The organism is Streptomyces sp. NPDC101237, from assembly GCF_044767465.1.
GTDB classification, from domain to species: domain Bacteria; phylum Actinomycetota; class Actinomycetes; order Streptomycetales; family Streptomycetaceae; genus Streptomyces; species Streptomyces gramineus.
In genome coordinates, this window is record NZ_JBIWNY010000056.1 from 1 (window position 1) to 16,577 (window position 16,577).

The 16,577-nt window shown below is 71.2% G+C and carries 12 protein-coding genes and 2 pseudogenes; 5 read left to right on the forward strand and 9 right to left on the reverse strand.

Annotation, left to right across the window (positions count from 1 at the left end):
- Window positions 1–386 precede the first annotated feature (386 nt).
- From ACIRQ9_RS39825 to ACIRQ9_RS39840, 4 genes and pseudogenes are all read right to left on the reverse strand, one after another.
- Window positions 387–2,072 (reverse strand): ribonuclease J, encoded by a 1,686-nt coding sequence (locus tag ACIRQ9_RS39825; RefSeq protein WP_404185530.1) that lies wholly within the window; start codon window positions 2,070–2,072, stop codon window positions 387–389.
- A gap of 156 nt (window positions 2,073–2,228) precedes the next feature.
- Entirely contained in the window at window positions 2,229–3,128 is a 900-nt protein-coding gene (gene dapA, locus ACIRQ9_RS39830) for a 4-hydroxy-tetrahydrodipicolinate synthase (RefSeq protein WP_404185533.1), read from the reverse strand.
- 211 nt (window positions 3,129–3,339) lie between these two features.
- Complete coding sequence (thyX, locus tag ACIRQ9_RS39835; RefSeq protein WP_404185551.1) at window positions 3,340–4,719, reverse strand: FAD-dependent thymidylate synthase; 1,380 nt, start codon at window positions 4,717–4,719, stop codon at window positions 3,340–3,342.
- Window positions 4,699–4,989, reverse strand: a pseudogene (locus tag ACIRQ9_RS39840) (FAD-dependent thymidylate synthase); the annotation flags it as partial. The pseudogene ACIRQ9_RS39840 and the gene thyX, both read right to left, overlap by 21 nt.
- Window positions 4,990–5,228: 239 nt before the next feature.
- On the opposite strand from ACIRQ9_RS39840, the gene ACIRQ9_RS39845 reads away from it, so the two are divergent.
- Both ACIRQ9_RS39845 and ACIRQ9_RS39850 read left to right on the forward strand, forming a co-directional pair.
- Window positions 5,229–5,465, forward strand: coding sequence for a hypothetical protein (locus tag ACIRQ9_RS39845; RefSeq protein WP_351323628.1), 237 nt, complete (start codon window positions 5,229–5,231; stop codon window positions 5,463–5,465).
- A 90-nt stretch (window positions 5,466–5,555) separates the two neighbouring features.
- On the forward strand, window positions 5,556–6,110 hold the full coding sequence (locus tag ACIRQ9_RS39850; protein WP_404185536.1) for a hypothetical protein: 555 nt from the start codon (window positions 5,556–5,558) through the stop codon (window positions 6,108–6,110).
- 74 nt (window positions 6,111–6,184) lie between these two features.
- Here the strand turns inward: ACIRQ9_RS39850 and ACIRQ9_RS39855 are convergent, their stop codons facing one another.
- The 5 genes from ACIRQ9_RS39855 to rpsO all read right to left on the reverse strand — a co-directional run bounded on the left by ACIRQ9_RS39855 (window position 6,185) and on the right by rpsO (window position 11,663).
- A complete protein-coding gene (locus ACIRQ9_RS39855; protein ID WP_404185538.1) occupies window positions 6,185–6,637 on the reverse strand; it encodes a hypothetical protein in 453 nt (150 codons plus the stop codon).
- Window positions 6,638–6,652: 15 nt separating this feature from the next.
- A complete protein-coding gene (gene dapB, locus ACIRQ9_RS39860) occupies window positions 6,653–7,405 on the reverse strand; it encodes a 4-hydroxy-tetrahydrodipicolinate reductase (RefSeq protein WP_404185541.1) in 753 nt (250 codons plus the stop codon).
- Window positions 7,406–7,431: 26 nt separating this feature from the next.
- Entirely contained in the window at window positions 7,432–8,811 is a 1,380-nt protein-coding gene (locus ACIRQ9_RS39865; protein WP_404185544.1) for a M16 family metallopeptidase, read from the reverse strand.
- A complete protein-coding gene (locus ACIRQ9_RS39870; protein WP_404185547.1) occupies window positions 8,808–11,033 on the reverse strand; it encodes a polyribonucleotide nucleotidyltransferase in 2,226 nt (741 codons plus the stop codon). The genes ACIRQ9_RS39865 and ACIRQ9_RS39870 overlap by 4 nt, the downstream gene beginning before the upstream one ends.
- A 342-nt stretch (window positions 11,034–11,375) precedes the next feature.
- Window positions 11,376–11,663 carry a 30S ribosomal protein S15 gene (gene rpsO / locus ACIRQ9_RS39875; RefSeq protein ID WP_004924725.1) on the reverse strand — a complete coding sequence of 96 codons (288 nt, stop codon included), beginning with the start codon at window positions 11,661–11,663 and terminating at the stop codon, window positions 11,376–11,378.
- Between the two features lie 260 nt (window positions 11,664–11,923).
- Here rpsO and ACIRQ9_RS39880 point away from each other — a divergent pair, with 260 nt between their 5' ends.
- The 3 genes and pseudogenes from ACIRQ9_RS39880 (at window position 11,924) to ACIRQ9_RS39890 (ending at window position 16,444) form a co-directional block, all read left to right on the forward strand.
- Complete coding sequence (locus ACIRQ9_RS39880; RefSeq protein ID WP_123973668.1) at window positions 11,924–12,217, forward strand: DUF397 domain-containing protein; 294 nt, start codon at window positions 11,924–11,926, stop codon at window positions 12,215–12,217.
- A gap of 726 nt (window positions 12,218–12,943) precedes the next feature.
- Window positions 12,944–13,072, forward strand: a pseudogene (locus ACIRQ9_RS39885) (SCO5717 family growth-regulating ATPase); the annotation flags it as partial.
- 702 nt (window positions 13,073–13,774) lie between these two features.
- Window positions 13,775–16,444: an AAA family ATPase gene (locus ACIRQ9_RS39890; protein WP_404185554.1), complete on the forward strand. Its 2,670-nt coding sequence runs from the start codon at window positions 13,775–13,777 to the stop codon at window positions 16,442–16,444.
- Window positions 16,445–16,577 lie beyond the last annotated feature (133 nt).

Consider the following 16,577-nt stretch of genomic DNA (forward strand, 5'->3'; position numbering starts at 1 on the left):
TTGGCACGCTGTTGAGTTCTCAAGGAACGGTCGCTTCCTTTGTACTCACCCTCTCGGGCTTTCCTCCGGGCTTCCCTTCGTTCTTGCGTTTCCGAGTCTATCAGATCTTTTTTCGACCCGATTTCCTCGGTGCTTTCCAGGTTTCCGCTCTCGCGTTTCCCTTTCCGGCGGCTCCGACTTTATCAGAAGTTCTGAGTCGGAATTTCCACCCGGTCCGGGAGAACCGGATCCAGTCCATGAGGCACTGGGGTTCCCGGCTGGGCGGAGCCGTAAACGTACTGGAGCGGGGGGGGGGGGGGGGGGGGGGGGCGCCCCCCCCCCCCCGGGGGGGGGGGCCCCCCCCCCCCCCCCCCCCCCCCCCCGCTCCTGGTTGACGCTTGGGAGGGTCAGACCTCCACGACCACCGGCAGGATCATCGGCCTGCGGCGATACGTGTCGGAGACCCACTTGCCCAGGGTCCTGCGGATGAGTTGCTGGAGCTGGTGGGGCTCCACCACGCCGTCCTGGGCCGAGCGTTCCAGGACCTCCGAGATCTTCGGGACGACGGCGGCGAACGCCGAGTCGTCGATCCCGGAGCCGCGGGCCTGGACGTGCGGGCCGCCCGTGATCTTGCCGGTGGAGGAGTCGACCACCACGAAGACCGAGATGATGCCCTCGTCTCCGAGGATCTTGCGGTCCTTCAGGGCCGGTTCACCGACGTCGCCGACGGAGAGCCCGTCGACGTACACGTAGCCGGCCTGGACCTTGCCGGAGATCTTGGCCTTGCCCTCGACCAGGTCGACGACCACGCCGTCCTCGGCGATGACGATGCGGTCGTGCGGGATGCCCGTCAGGGCGCCCAGCTCGGCGTTGGCCCGTAGGTGGCGCCATTCGCCGTGCACCGGCATCAGGTTCTTCGGCCGGCAGATGTTGTAGAAGTACAGCAGCTCGCCGGCGGAGGCGTGGCCGGAGACGTGCACCTTGGCGTTGCCCTTGTGGACGACGTCGGCGCCCCAGCGGGTCAGGCCGTTGATGACGCGGTAGACCGCGTTCTCGTTCCCGGGGATCAGCGAGGACGCCAGGATGACCGTGTCGCCGTCGACGATGCGGATCTGGTGGTCGCGGTTGGCCATCCGGGACAGGGCGGCCATCGGTTCGCCCTGGGAGCCCGTGCAGACCAGGACCACCTGGCTGTCCGGGAGGTCGTCCAGTGTCTTCACGTCCACCACGAGACCCGGCGGGACCTTGAGATAGCCGAGGTCCCGGGCGATGCCCATGTTGCGGACCATGGAGCGGCCGACGAAGGCGACCCGGCGGCCGTACTCGTGGGCGGCGTCCAGGATCTGCTGGATGCGGTGCACGTGGCTGGCGAAGCTCGCCACGATGATCCGCTTGCGGGCGTCGGCGAAGACCTGCCGCAGGACGTTGGAGATATCCCGCTCGGGCGGGACGAATCCCGGCACCTCGGCGTTGGTCGAGTCGGCGAGCAGAAGGTCGATGCCTTCCTCGCTCAGCCGGGCGAACGCGTGCAGGTCCGTGAGGCGGTGGTCCAGCGGGAGCTGGTCCATCTTGAAGTCGCCGGTGTGCACCACCATGCCCGCCGGGGTGCGGATGGCCACGGCCAGCGCGTCCGGGATGGAGTGGTTGACGGCGACGAACTCGCAGTCGAAGGGTCCGATGCGCTCGCGCTGGCCCTCCGCCACCTCCAGGGTGTACGGGCGGATGCGGTGCTCCTGGAGCTTCGCCTCGATGAGGGCGAGGGTCAGCTTGGAGCCGATGAGCGGGATGTCCGGCTTCTCGCGGAGCAGAAAGGGGACGCCGCCGATGTGGTCCTCGTGACCGTGGGTGAGGACGATGCCCTCGATGTCGTCGAGGCGGTCCCGGACGGACGTGAAGTCCGGCAGGATCAGGTCGATTCCGGGCTGCTCCTCCTCGGGGAAGAGCACTCCGCAGTCGACGATCAGCAGGCGGCCGCCGTACTCGAAGACGGTCATGTTTCGGCCGATCTCGCCGAGCCCGCCGAGCGGGGTGACGCGCAGGGCGCCTTCGGGGAGCTTGGGCGGCGGGCCGAGTTCAGGATGCGGATGACTCAAAAGACTCTCCTCACCACGCACGCCACGTACCGGTCGGGCACGTGGCGCGCGTGACGTTCGTGCATAAGCAGTTGTCGATGTGGGATGCGGGCACCGGTGTCCCGCCGTATTCAGTTGTCAAGCGTTGCTACGCGGACGTCCGCGCAAAGTCTGTTGTCAGAGCTGTACCCCGCCGGCAGCAAGATCGATCTTGAGCTGGGCGATCTCCTCGGCCGAACATTCGACCATGGGCGCGCGCAGCGGCCCGGCAGGCAGGCCCTGGAGGCTGAGCGCGGCCTTGGTCGTCATGACGCCCTGGGTGCGGAACATGCCGGTGTAGACCGGGAGCAGCTTCTGGTGGATCTCCGCGGCCTTCTGCACGTCACCGGAGGTGAAGGCCTCCACGAGGGCCCTGAGGTCGGGGGTGACCAGGTGGCCGACGACCGAGACGAAGCCGACGGCGCCCACGGAGAGCAGCGGCAGGTTGAGCATGTCGTCGCCGGAGTACCAGGCCAGGCCCGACCGGGCGATGGCCCAGCCGGCTCGGCCGAGGTCGCCCTTGGCGTCCTTGTTGGCGACGATCCTCGGGTGCTCGGCCAGCCGGACGAACGTCTCGGTGCTGATCGGGACGCCGCTGCGGCCGGGGATGTCGTAGAGCATGACCGGCAGGCCGGTGGTGTCGGCGATGGCGGTGAAGTGCCGGTACAGACCCTCCTGCGGGGGCTTGTTGTAGTACGGCGTGACGACCAGCAGGCCGTGCGCGCCGTCGCGCTCGGCCTGGCGGGCGAGCTCGATGCTGTGCTGGGTGTCGTTGGTGCCGACACCGGCCAGGACGTGGGCGCGGTCGCCGACCGCCGCCACGACGGCCCGGACGAGTTCCGATTTCTCCGCATCGCTGGTGGTGGGCGACTCACCGGTGGTGCCGTTGATGATCAGGCCGTCGTTGCCTGCGTCCACCAGGTGGGTTGCGAGCCGCTGCGCGCCGTCTAGGTCGAGTGCGCCGTCCGCCGTGAAGGGCGTGACCATGGCGGTGAGGACCCGCCCGAAGGGGGTCTGCGGAGTGGAGGTCGGAGCCATGGGTTACACGCTACTCGGTGCTCACGGCGCGGTCTGCCCTTGGGGTACGGGGAAAGTCCGGACAAATGCGGAGCCCGGCACTGCCTGCTCGGGGGTTCAAGCAGTGCCGGGTCCGTTTGATCAGGCTAGATGAACTTCTCTAAATGCCGCAATACGGACACTTCGCCAGGCTGATCCGCACATCTGTTCCGAGCACGACAAGACGCACGGTTTACGGCGCGACCCGGCCGTTGGCGTTGAAGGCCGCGTGGGTGAGCGGCATGAGCCGGGCCCACTCCGCCTCCATCTTCTCGCCGACCATCTCGATCTCCCGCTGCGGGAAGGACGGCACCTTGGCCAGCTCGTGCTGGGTGCGCAGGCCGAGGAAGTGCATCAGCGAGCGGGCGTTGCAGGTGGCGTACATCGAGGAGAACAGGCCGACGGGCAGCACCGCGCGGGCCACCTCGCGGGCGACGCCGGCGGCGAGCATCTCCTGGTAGGCGTCGTAGGCCTGGATGTACGACTCCTGCATCGACCGGTCCACGAGCTCCTGCTGAGCCTCGGTGCCCGCCACGAACTCGTACTTGCCGGGCCGGCCCTGCTGGACCAGCTTGCGGTCCTCTCCGGGGAGGTAGAAGACCGGCTGCAGCTCCCGGTACCGTCCGGACTCCTCGTTGTACGAGTTGTGTACGACGAAGTCGTTCGCCAGGAAGTTGTGCCACGGGCCCTCGACGGAGAGGTCGTAGGTCATCTCCTCGCCGGCGGCCTCGATCGAGACGATCCGGTCCGGCACCGCCTTGGCGACCTCTCCGCCGCGCCGGGCCAGGGCCTGCTCTCCCGCGCTCTTCATCGCGTGGCACGGCTCGCAGGCGGGGGCGAGGTTCTTCTCGTCGAGGGCCTGGAGCAGGTCACCCGCCACCGGGACGACATGGTCCAGGGCCAGCTGCTCCCGCGGAAAGTCATGGCCGCAGAGGTGGCAGGTGTCGAACTCCTTGATGAGCCTCTCGCGCTGCATGGAGGTCCACACGCCGATGCCGCGCCGCAGGCTCGGCGGGACCAAGGCCTCCGACGGGCGTGGCGCGGTGCCGGAGACGAGTACGGCGTCCCCGACCGACAGCTCCCCCGCCTTGCACCAGCCCTCGGGAGTGAACAGGGCGTGGTCGACGGTGCAGCGGAGCGTCTTTCCGGAGGCGGTGGTGATCTTGACGAGCTCCTTGACGCCCGATTCGATCACATCGACGATCCTCGCCCGCTGGGCGAGGAGGGTCTCCTCGTCGTAGCAGCGCACGTGGTTGCGGCGCACCGGTTCGAGCCTGGGGATCCGGGTGCCGGGATGCAGCTCCCTGAACTCGGCCACGGCGGACTCGGCCGCCTCCCGGTTTTCGTACAGCCCGAGGTAGTGGTTGGTCTCTGCGCGCCTCACCTGTGCCATCCACTTGCCCGCTCGGCTGTGCCAGGTCACTCCCCCGGCCGAGTGCGGCAGGCGGTCCTCGACACCCGCGTGCCAGAGCTTGTACAGCTCGGCGATGGTGCGCCGGCGCAGGTGGCCGGCCTCGCTCTCCAGCGTGATCTCCGTGTCCCCGGCGATGCACCAGCCCACGCGGTGCCGCATGAACTCGCGGAAGACGAAGATCGGGGCGCTGATGAAGAAGGTCATCGAGTTGTGCTCGAAGGGGCTGCCGTGCCGGTCGCGCATGAGGTAGTTGATCAGGCCCTTGGAACGCTCCGGGTCCTTCTTCAGCTCGTCCAGGGACTGCTCGCCGGCGGTGGAGACCCGGGCGGCCCACAGCACGTCGGAGTCGGTCGCGCTGTGCTTGACCAGCTCGACGGTGACTTCGCTGCGGAAACTGGGCTTGAGGTCGTCGGCGGGGGTGTCGGTCACGGCTCGGAGGGTCCTTCCATCACTTCTCTCGGGCGGCGCCCACTCTACGGCCCGGCACCGACAACGGGCCGTTCGGCGGCGAGGCGCGACATCTTCGGCGAACTTCGGTGAAGTTCTGTGAATTCGGGGCAACCGGGCACCTAACGGTGCGTTCGTGCGTCTGTAGGGGTGAGGACGGTGCGTTCGATCCCGTCCCGTGGTGCTCACACCTCCGCCAGCTCCCGAGAGGAGACACTCCGATGTTCCGCCGGCGCGAGCCCGTGCCCTTCGCCTTCGTCGCCGAAGCCGACCGGTTCCGCAGCAATGTCACGCCCCCGCCCCGCCAGCGGTCGTCCGTGAGTCAGATCACCGGGCGCTGGCTGCTCGGGCTCACCCTCGTCGCCGGGGTGGTGGGTTCGCTGGTCGTGGGCATGCCCGCGCTGTCCACGCCGTCGGACACCGGGACCCAGCAGTCGCAGGCCTCTCAGGGGCACTGACTCTTCCGGCCCCCCGCGAGTGGTGGGCGGGGACACGGGCGGATAGCCTCACCGGGCACAGCCCATGCATGGATTGAGTGAGGACCAGCCGTGCCCCTGCCCTTCCTGATGGCCGACCGCACCGATGAGGCGGCGCTCGACAGCCCGCTGCCCTACGACGACCGGGACCGCTGGCGGCGCCCCTACCGTCCGGGGCCGTGGCGGGTCGGCGGAGCCGCCCTGTGGTTGCTGCTCGCCTCGTTCGTGCTGTTCGCCGCGGTCGCGCTGGCGCTGACCGGCTCCCTGTCCCCCGCCACCGCGGTCCTCTGCGTCGCGCTGCTGATCATCGCCGCCGCGCTGCGGATACTGCGCATGGGCGTGTGGGTGAGCGCGCGCGGCGTGCGCCAGATCGGCCTGCTCCAGACCCGGACGGTGCCCTGGAAGCGGGTCGTCTCGGTGCGGACCGCGCAGCAGCCGGTGCGCTGGCTGGGACTGCCGCGCACCGTGCAGGGGCAGGCGCTGACCCTCGTCCGCAAGGACCGTCCGGTGGCGGACACGGACCCCCTGCTGACCACGCACGGGCTGGACTTCCTGGGCCGGGCCTCGGCCTTCGACCGGGCCGCGGACGCGGTGGAGGCGTGGGCGGCGGAGTACGGCCGCGGCTGAGCGCGTCCACTGACATGCGGCTGGGGCCGGTCCGCACGGGCGGACCGGCCCCAGCCGCATGTGCGGGCCGTCGGTCAGGCCGGCAGCGGCCTGCCGTCGTGCAGGGCGATGGCGCGCTGCATGGCCTTGCGGGCGCGCGGGGTGTCCCGGGCGTCGTGGTAGGCGACGGCGAGCCGGAACCAGCTGCGCCAGTCGTCGGGAGCGGCCTCGGTCTCGGCCTTGCGCTTGGCGAAGACCTCGTCGGCGGAGTCCCGGTCGATGCGGCCGCCGGGGGTGCGCTTCAGCTCGTCCACGGGCAGGCCGCCCTCGGCGTCGAGTTCCGCGGCGAGGGCGTTGGCGCGGCGGACGAACTGGGTGTTCTTCCACAGGAACCACAGGCCGATGACCGGCAGGATCAGCACCGCCACCCCGAAGGTGACGGTGAGGACCGTGCCGGTCTGGATGAGCATCACGCCCCGGCTGCCGACGAGGACGAAGTAGAAGACCAGGACGGCGGCCGTGAGGGCGTAGGAGAGCTTCGCGCGCATGTCAGAGGCCTCGAATCAGCCCAGGTCCAGGAAGTTTTCCAGACCGAAGGTCAGGCCCGGAGCGGTGACCACGCGGCGGGCGCCGAGCAGGATGCCCGGCATGAAGCTGCTGTGGTGCAGGGAGTCGTGCCGGACTGTGAGGGTCTCGCCCTCGCCGCCGAGCAGGACCTCCTGGTGGGCGAGGAGGCCGCGCAGGCGGACGGCGTGGACGGGGACGCCGTCGACGTCGGCGCCGCGGGCGCCGTCCAGGGCGGTGACCGTGGCGTCCGGGGCCGGTGCGGTGCCGGCCGCGCGGCGGGCCTCGGCGATGAGCTGTGCCGTGCGCGTGGCGGTGCCGCTCGGCGCGTCCACCTTGTTCGGGTGGTGGAGTTCGACGATCTCCACCGACTCGAAGTACGGTGCGGCGATCTGCGCGAACTTCATCGTCAGCACGGCGCCGATGGAGAAGTTCGGGGCGATGAGCACGCCGGTCTCCGGGGACCGCTCCAGCCAGCCGGTGAGCTGCGCGAGGCGTTCCTCGGTCCAGCCCGTCGTGCCGACGACGGCGTGGATGCCGTGCCGCACGCAGAAGTCGAGGTTGCCCATCACCGAGGCGGGCGTGGTCAGTTCGACCGCGACCTGGGCGCCGGTGTCGGCCAGCGCCTCCAGCTTGTCGCCCCGGCCGAGGGCGGCGACCAGCTCCATGTCCTCGGCGGCCTCGACGGCCTTGACGGCCTCGGAGCCGATACGGCCCCGGGCGCCGAGGACCGCCACGCGCAGCTTGCTCATCTTCTTCGTTCCTTACCGGTGGTGTGTCAGGCGACGGCGTCGTGCAGGCGGGCGGCCTGTTTGTCGTTGAGCGGGCCGATGACCGACAGCGACGGGCGCTGTCCCAGGATGTCGCGGGCCACGGAGCGGACCTCGTCCGGGGTGACTGCGGCTATCCGGGCCAGCATGTCGTCGACGGACATCTGCTCGCCCCAGCACAGCTCGCTCTTGCCGATACGGTTCATCAGCGCACCGGTGTCCTCCAGGCCGAGCACCGTGGAGCCCCGGAGCTGGCCGACGGCGCGGTCGATCTCCTCGTCGGGCAGGCCGTGCTCGGCGACCCGGTCCAGTTCGTCCCGGCAGATCGTGAGGACGTCGTGGACCTGCGAGGGCCGGCAGCCCGCGTAGACGCCGAACAGACCACAGTCGGCGAAGCCCGAGGTGTAGGAGTACACGCTGTAGGCCAGGCCGCGCTTCTCGCGGACCTCCTGGAAGAGCCGGGAGGACATGCCGCCGCCGAGGGCGGTGTTGAGCACGCCGAGCGCCCACCGCCGGTCGTCGGTGCGGGGCAGGCCGGGCATGCCGAGGACGACGTGTGCCTGCTCGGTCTTGCGGCCGAGGAGTTCGACGCGTCCGGCGGTGCGGATGGTGCGGCGTCCCTCGCGCGGGCTGATGGGGGCGGCCTCGGCGGTCCGGAAGGCGCCGGCCTTCTCGAAGGCCGCGCGGACCTGTCGTACGACCTTGGCGTGGTCGATGTTGCCGGCCGCCGCGACCACCAGGTGGGTGGGGTCGTAGTGCTTCTTGTAGAAGCGGCGGATACGGTCGGCGGTGAGGGCGTTGACGGTGTCGACGGTGCCGAGGACCGGGCGGCCGAGGGGGTTGTCGCCGAACATGGTGTGCGCGAACAGGTCGTGCACGCAGTCGCCGGGGTCGTCCTCGGTCATGGCGATCTCTTCGAGGATCGCGCCGCGCTCGACGTTGACGTCGTCTTCCAGGATCAGGGAACCCGTGAGCATGTCGCAGACGACGTCGATGGCGAGCGGCAGGTCGGTGTCGAGCACGCGTGCGTAGTAGCACGTGTACTCCTTCGCCGTGAACGCGTTCATCTCGCCGCCGACCGCGTCCATGGCGGAGGAGATGTCCAGGGCGGAGCGGCGCGCGGTGCCCTTGAAGAGCAGGTGCTCCAGGTAGTGCGTGGCGCCGTTCAGGGTCGGGGTCTCGTCGCGGGAGCCGACGTGGGCCCAGATGCCGAAGGTCGCGGAGCGCACCGAGGGCAGGGTCTCGGTGACGATGCGCAGGCCGCCGGGGAGGGTGGTCTTGCGGACCGTGCCGATGCCGTTCTGGCCCTTGATCAGGGTTTGGGTACGGGCGACGGCCCGCGCCTCCGAGGAGGTGCGGGCCGTCGTCGTGGGGCTGCTCGACGTCACTTGTCGGTGTCGTCCTTTGCGTCCTCGGTGGAAGCCTCTTCCTCGCCCTCGACCACGGGGATGAGGGAGAGCTTGCCGCGGGAGTCGATCTCGGCGATCTCGACCTGGACCTTCTGGCCCACGCCGAGGACATCCTCGACGTTCTCCACGCGCTTGCCGCCGGCGAGCTTGCGGATCTGCGAGATGTGCAGCAGACCGTCCTTGCCGGGCAGCAGGGAGACGAACGCGCCGAAGGTGGTCGTCTTCACGACCGTGCCCAGGTAGCGCTCGCCGACCTCGGGCATCGTCGGGTTGGCGATGCCGTTGATCGTGGCGCGGGCGGCCTCGGCGGCCGGACCGTCGGCGGCACCGATGTAGATGGTGCCGTCGTCCTCGATGGTGATCTCGGCGCCGGTGTCCTCCTGGATCTGGTTGATCATCTTGCCCTTGGGGCCGATGACCTCGCCGATCTTGTCCACGGGGATCTTGACGGTGATGATCCGCGGGGCGTTCGGGGACATCTCGTCCGGCTTGTCGATCGCTTCCATCATCACGTCGAGGATGTGGAGGCGGGCGTCCCGGGCCTGCTTGAGGGCGGCGGCCAGGACGGAGGCCGGGATGCCGTCCAGCTTGGTGTCGAGCTGGAGGGCGGTGACGAACTCCTTGGTGCCGGCGACCTTGAAGTCCATGTCACCGAAGGCGTCCTCCGCACCGAGGATGTCGGTGAGGGTGACGTAGTGCGTCTCGCCGTCGATCTGCTGGGAGATCAGGCCCATGGCGATACCGGCGACCGGGGCCTTCAGCGGCACACCGGCGTTCAGCAGCGACATGGTGGAGGCGCAGACCGAGCCCATGGACGTCGAGCCGTTGGAGCTGAGGGCCTCGGACACCTGACGGATCGCGTAGGGGAACTCCTCGCGGGTCGGCAGGACCGGGACCAGGGCGCGCTCGGCGAGGGCGCCGTGGCCGATCTCGCGGCGCTTCGGGGAGCCGACGCGGCCGGTCTCGCCGGTGGAGTACGGCGGGAAGTTGTAGTTGTGCATGTAGCGCTTGCGGGTCACCGGGGAAAGGGTGTCCAGCTGCTGCTCCATCCGGAGCATGTTGAGGGTGGTGACGCCCAGGATCTGGGTCTCGCCACGCTCGAACAGCGCCGAACCGTGCACGCGCGGGATGGCCTCGACCTCGGCGGCCAGGGTGCGGATGTCGGTGACACCGCGGCCGTCGATGCGCTTCTTCTCCTTGATCACGCGCTCGCGGACCAGCTGCTTGGTGAGCGAGCGGTACGCGGCGGAGATCTCCTTCTCGCGGCCCTCGAACTCCGGGAGGAGCTTCTCGGCGGCCAGACCCTTGACGCGGTCCAGCTCGGCCTCGCGCTCCTGCTTGCCGGCGATGGTCAGCGCGGCGGCGAGCTCGGGGCGGACGGCGGCGGAGAGCGCCTCCAGGACGTCGTCCTGGTAGTCCAGGAAGACCGGGAACTCGCCGGTCGGCTTGGCGGCCTTGGCGGCGAGGTCGGCCTGGGCCTTGCAGAGCACCTTGATGAAGGGCTTCGCGGCGTCCAGACCGGAGGCGACGACCTCCTCGGTCGGCGCCTCGGCGCCGCCCTTGACCAGCTGGATGGTCTTCTCGGTGGCCTCGGCCTCGACCATCATGATCGCGACGTCGCCGTCCTCCAGGACGCGGCCGGCGACCACCATGTCGAAGACGGCGTCCTCGAGCTCGGTGTGCGTCGGGAACGCGACCCACTGGCCGTTGATCAGCGCGACGCGGACGCCGCCGATCGGGCCGGAGAAGGGCAGACCGGCCAGCTGGGTGGACGCGGACGCGGCGTTGATCGCGACGACGTCGTACAGGTGGTCGGGGTTGAGCGCCATGATGGTGGCGACGACCTGGATCTCGTTGCGCAGGCCCTTCTTGAAGGACGGGCGCAGCGGGCGGTCGATCAGGCGGCAGGTGAGGATCGCGTCCTCGCTGGGCCGGCCCTCGCGGCGGAAGAAGGAACCGGGGATCTTCCCGGCCGCGTACATACGCTCCTCGACGTCCACCGTGAGGGGGAAGAAGTCGAGCTGGTCCTTGGGGTTCTTGGAGGCGGTGGTGGCCGACAGCACCATGGTGTCGTCGTCCAGGTACGCCACGGCGGAGCCGGCGGCCTGCTTGGCCAGGCGGCCCGTCTCGAAGCGGATGGTGCGGGTGCCGAAGGCGCCGTTGTCGATGACGGCCTCGGCGTAGTGGGTCTCGTTCTCCACTAGCGTTTTCTCCGTTACTTTCGTCTGCGTTGCGTCTTTTGTCCCGGTCTGCCCGTGTGGCAGGGGGACGGTCCCGGAGAAGCGCGCCGTGCTGTGCGGGCCGGTCTTCGATCGAAGCACCCGGGGCTCGCTTCCCCCCGGGGGCCACTACCGAGGACCGGCGGCGGCTTGGGTGCGCTTCTCCTTGGTTCACTGACGTGCTGTCTCAGCTGTCGTGCTGTGTCGTGCGTATTGCGTTGTGCTACCACACTACAAAGCGTGAGTGACACTCCGCACGTTTCCGCACGTACGGCAAAGGGAGCGGTCCCGGGTCTCTCCGGGAACCGCTCCCTTCACGGCGTGTTACTTGGCGCCCGCCGCACCGCGGCGGATGCCCAGGCGGTCGACCAGCGCACGGAAGCGCTGGATGTCCTTCTTCGCCAGGTACTGCAGGAGGCGGCGGCGCTGACCGACCAGGATCAGCAGACCACGGCGGGAGTGGTGGTCGTGCTTGTGGGTCTTGAGGTGCTCCGTCAGGTCGGAGATCCGACGGGAGAGCAGAGCGACCTGGACCTCGGGGGAGCCGGTGTCACCTTCCTTGGTGCCGAACTCGGAGATGATCTGCTTCTTCACTGCGGCGTCGAGCGACACGCGTACTCCTCATGGTGTGATTGCCCTCCGAGCGCCCCCGGTCTTCATCGCGGGGGAGCTTCCACAACTCGGGAGGCGGGGATCCGTCGGGCGCGGCCTCAGGGGTCCGCGGGGGACTCCGGGGGTGCGTACACAAACGGCCGTCGACCAGGGTACCAGTGCCGACCGGCGGGTCGGCACACGGCCGTCATGGACAGGGCGACCGCCAGTAGTGTGGCGGTCACAGGTACGCATCATCGTCGGGAAGGGGTCGCCGCGGGATGAGCGAGACGGCGGAGGAGATGAAGGCGCGCAAGGAGCGGGAACGGGACGAGCTCTACGCGCTCGACATCTCGGGCGTCGAGTGGCACTGCGCGCCCGGCACCGAGCAGGACGAGGAGCGGGTGGAGATCGCCTACCTGCCCGAGGGGGCCGTGGCGATGCGGTCGTCGCTGGACCCGGACACCGTGCTGCGGTACACGGAGGCGGAGTGGCGTGCCTTCGTACTGGGGGCACGGGACGGAGAGTTCGACCTGGAGCCGAACGAGCGCAACGGCGGCCTGGCCGCCCAGTGAGCCGGGGCCCGGTCCGCGACCGGGCCCTGCTTCTTCCTGAGGCCGAGCGCCGCGCCGGGCACGCCCGCGTCCACCCGGCCGCGCCGGGGTCGCGGCTGGGACGCCCACGGGGGATCTGCCGCCGGTGAGGACTGTGTGCGGGAAGCCGTGAGGACTGTGCGCGGAACACGGTGAGGACTGTGTGCGGGACGGGCGGCCGTTGGGCCGAAGCCCGGGTGGGATGTCTGCCGCCCTCCCGCCCCCCGGCGTGCCGCGTGACCTGTGCCGCGTGCCGCGCCCATGACCGAACGTCCGGGAGGGTCGGGGCGCTTGCCGTGCCCACCCCGCGCTCCCCCGCCCCGTGACCACTCGCTCGCGCCCTGCCGCCATCAGGGCACCATGGAGGTGGAGCGCGGCCTTCACGCCGTCAACTGGCGCCCGAACTGACGGCTCTTGCCCTTTTTGTTCACCGATTGTTGGGCAATACGAAAGCTGTGTACAGGAGTTCAGGGCATGGTGTGACCAGGTGGACGTCCGTATTGGGACGGACGGGCCTGCCGAGGTCCGGCTCCCGGTGATTAGGCTGGGAGGGGAGCGCGACGCCGGGACCGTGAACGCGGCGTCGGGGCCCCGAGGGGGAGAGCCGGTGGAGCGGACTACCTCAAACGAATACGGATGCTGAGAACGACACGACACGGTCGTCGCGCCGGCACGGCATGAGGGTGCTCGACCACACCAGGAGGAACTGTGAGCAGCGAGCGGGACGGGATCCGCGGGGGCTGGGCCACACCCGGCGAAGACCAGCCCGACGCGGAGTCACTCAACGAGATGACGGGCGAGTTCACGATCGACTACGCGCCGCCCGCCTGGTACACGCAGAACGCCGCGGCGGGTCCGGACGCGGCCGACGGCACCGGCACGCCGGGCACGGCGGGAGCGCCGGGGAAGGCGGGCGCCCCCGGGTCCGGTGCCGCTACGACGCCTCCCGCGCAGCCCCGTTCGCCGTTCCCTCCGGGAGCACCGATCCCGGGGCTGACTCCCCCGCCGCACGCCCAGCAGGGCGGCGGAACACCGGGGTCGGGCGGGCCCTTCACCCCCGCGCCCGCACCGGCTCCCGCAGCCCCCTTCACCCCGCCGCCGGCCGCGACCCCGGGCGCGCCCTTCACGCCGCCGCCCGCCTCGACTCCGGGTGCGCCGTTCACTCCGCCGCCCACCGCAGCTCCCGGCGCTCCCTTCACCCCGCCGACCGCGCCGGCGCCGGGTGCTCCGTCGGCGTCCGCGCCTGCCGCGACGCCCGGCGCGCCGTTCACTCCGCCGCGGGCGTCGACGCCGGGAGCACCGTTCACACCCGCGCCCGCGTCAACGCCGGGAGCACCCTTCACTCCTCCGGCGTCGACGCCGGCGGCCCCGTTCGCTCCGCCGCCCGTAGCGACTCCGGGTGCGCCCTTCGCACCGCCGGTGCCGAGCGCCGACACCGGAGCGCCGACTGCTCCGCCGGCTCCGGTCGCCGGGCCGCCCGCCGCACCCTTCACGCCCGCGGCACCGCCTGCCGCACTGCCTGCGGACGGTGCGACCGCCGTGCCGAAGCTGCCGGCCGGTTTTGAACCGCAGCGGCCCGCCCCCGGGGAACCGGCAGCGGAGCCCGAGCCGGACAACGGCGACCTGGACAGCGGGGCGACGATGCGGTTCTCCGCCGTCGCGCTGAAGCGTGACATCGCCAAGGCCTCCGCGGACCAGACGGTCCCTCAGCCCCGTGCCGGGGACGAGGGGGCGCGGGAGAAGGACGCCGAGGCCGAGGACCGGTCGGCGGCCGACGTCATCGCCCTCCTGGTCGACTCCGACGCGAAGAGCGCGGGCGTCGCCAAGGACCCGGACGCCTCGTCGCACCCCGGCGCCGACGCGGACGGCGCCGAGGACGAGCCCTCCCTCGACGAGCCCTCCCTCGACGAGCCCTCCCTCGACGACCGCGACTCCGGCGACACGGACGAACCGGCCCTGGACGCAGCCCCGGTGGACGACACCGAGGAGGACGAGCCCCGGGACGCGGTCGCCGCCGCCGACCGCGAGGACGAGCAGGACGACCAGGCTCACCGGGCTCACCAGGCCGAGGACGACGACAGCGCGGAGGACGAGGCCGAGGACGCGCCCGCCTCAGCGCCCGCCCCGGCATCCGCCGCCGAGGCCCCCGACGACGCCGACGAGCCCGAGGACGCGGCCCCCGCGCCCCAGCCCGCCGCGGCCTCCGCGCCGGCACCGCAGGACGCGCCCGCAACTCCCGCTCCCGCACCGCAGGACGCGCCTCCGGCACCCACCACGCCGCCCGCCGCCTGGACGCCGCCGCCGACGCCGCCCGCACCGCCCACCGTGGTGCCGCCCCTGCCGCCGGCCTACCAGCCCGCGGCCCCGGCACCGGCCGACGACTGGCCGGTCCAGCCCGCGCCGCCGGCCCGGCCCGCGCAGCCGGCACCCGGTCAGCAACCGGTCGGCGCGCCGGTACAGCAGCCGCCGTTCCAGCCCCCGCAGGCTCCCCAGCCCGCGCCGGCCGCCTGGCACCAGCCCTCCGGCCGGCAGCCGGACGCCCCCGTTTTGCCGCAGGCGCCGGACGGCTACGGCTTCCCGCAGCCCGGCGTCCAGCCCGCCCAGCCCCCCGTGCCCCCGGCCGCGCAGCCGCAGCAGGCGGCCGCTCCGGACGCGCAGAACGGCTACGGCTACCCCGGCGCGCCCGTGCCCCAGGCGCCGCCGGCGGCCGGTTACGGCTTCCCGCAGCCCGCCGCGCAACCTCCGATGCCCCCGGCCGGCCCCGCCGGTTACGGCTTCCCGCAGCCGGGACAGCCGCAGCCTGCGCACCAGGACCCGCGCGCCGCGCAGCCCCCGGTTCCGGCCCCGCACCCCCAGCAGCCGGAACCGCAGGCGCCGCAGGCCCCCCAGCCGCCCGTCGACCCGCGGATCGGTGCCGCCTGGCCGCAGCCCATGCAGCACGACCAGCGGCAGATGACCAACCCCGGTGCGGCGCCGCTGGGTTACACCGCCGCCGTCGAGCTCTCCTCCGACCGGCTGCTCAACAACAAGAAGCAGAAGGCCAAGAGCGGCCGGCCCGGTGCCGTGCCCTCGCGGTTCAAGCTCGGCGGCAAGAAGGAGGAGGCCGAACGGCAGCGGAAGCTCGACCTGATCCGTACGCCGGTGCTCTCCTGCTACCGGATAGCGGTGATCAGCCTCAAGGGCGGCGTCGGCAAGACCACCACGACCACCGCCCTCGGCTCCACGCTCGCCACCGAGCGCCAGGACAAGATCCTCGCCATCGACGCCAACCCGGACGCCGGCACGCTCGGCCGCCGGGTGCGCCGCGAGACCGGGGCCACCATCCGCGACCTGGTCCAGGCGATCCCGTACCTCAACTCGTACATGGACATCCGGCGGTTCACCTCCCAGGCCTCGTCCGGTCTGGAGATCATCGCCAACGACGTCGACCCGGCCGTCTCCACCACGTTCAACGACGAGGACTACCGGCGCGCGATCGACGTCCTGGGCAAGCAGTACCCGATCATCCTCACCGACTCGGGCACCGGTCTGCTCTACAGCGCCATGCGCGGTGTGCTGGACCTCGCCGATCAGCTGATCATCATCTCGACGCCGTCCGTGGACGGGGCGAGCAGCGCCAGTACGACCCTGGACTGGCTGTCCGCGCACGGCTACGCCGATCTGGTGTCCCGGTCCCTCACCGTCATCTCCGGAGTCCGCGAGACCGGCAAGATGATCAAGGTCGAGGACATCGTGGCGCACTTCGAGACCCGCTGCCGTGGTGTCGTGGTCGTGCCGTTCGACGAGCATCTGTCCGCCGGTGCCGAGGTCGACCTCGACATGATGCGGCCCAAGGTGCGGGAGGCCTACTTCAACCTCGCGGCGTTGGTCGCCGAGGACTTCGTACGCCACCAGCAGATGCACGGCCTGTGGACCAGCGACGGCAACCCGCCGCCGGTCGCGGCCCCGCCGCTGCCGGGACAGCCGCTGCCCGCCCAGCAGTACGCGCCGCCGCCGCCCCCGGGCGGACAGCAGCCGTACGCGCCGCCGTACCCGCAGCAGCCGTACCCGCAGCAGCCGGGACAGCCTCCGCAGCAGGATCTCTACGGCCGTCCCCAGCCCCAGCCCCAGCAGCCGGGGCAGCCGTATCCCGCGCAGCCGCAGTCGCAGCCGCAGCCTCCGCAGCAGCAGCCCGGCTACGGCTATCCGCAGGAGCCGCCGCAGCAGTAGCGGGAACGACGAAGGGCGGCCGGGGGCGCACCCCCCCCGCCGCCCGTGGTCGGGCCGCGGGGCCGGCGGCCGCGGCCCCCCCCCCGGGCCCGGCCATAGAGACCGCCACGGCCCACAGCTCCACCACGGCGCG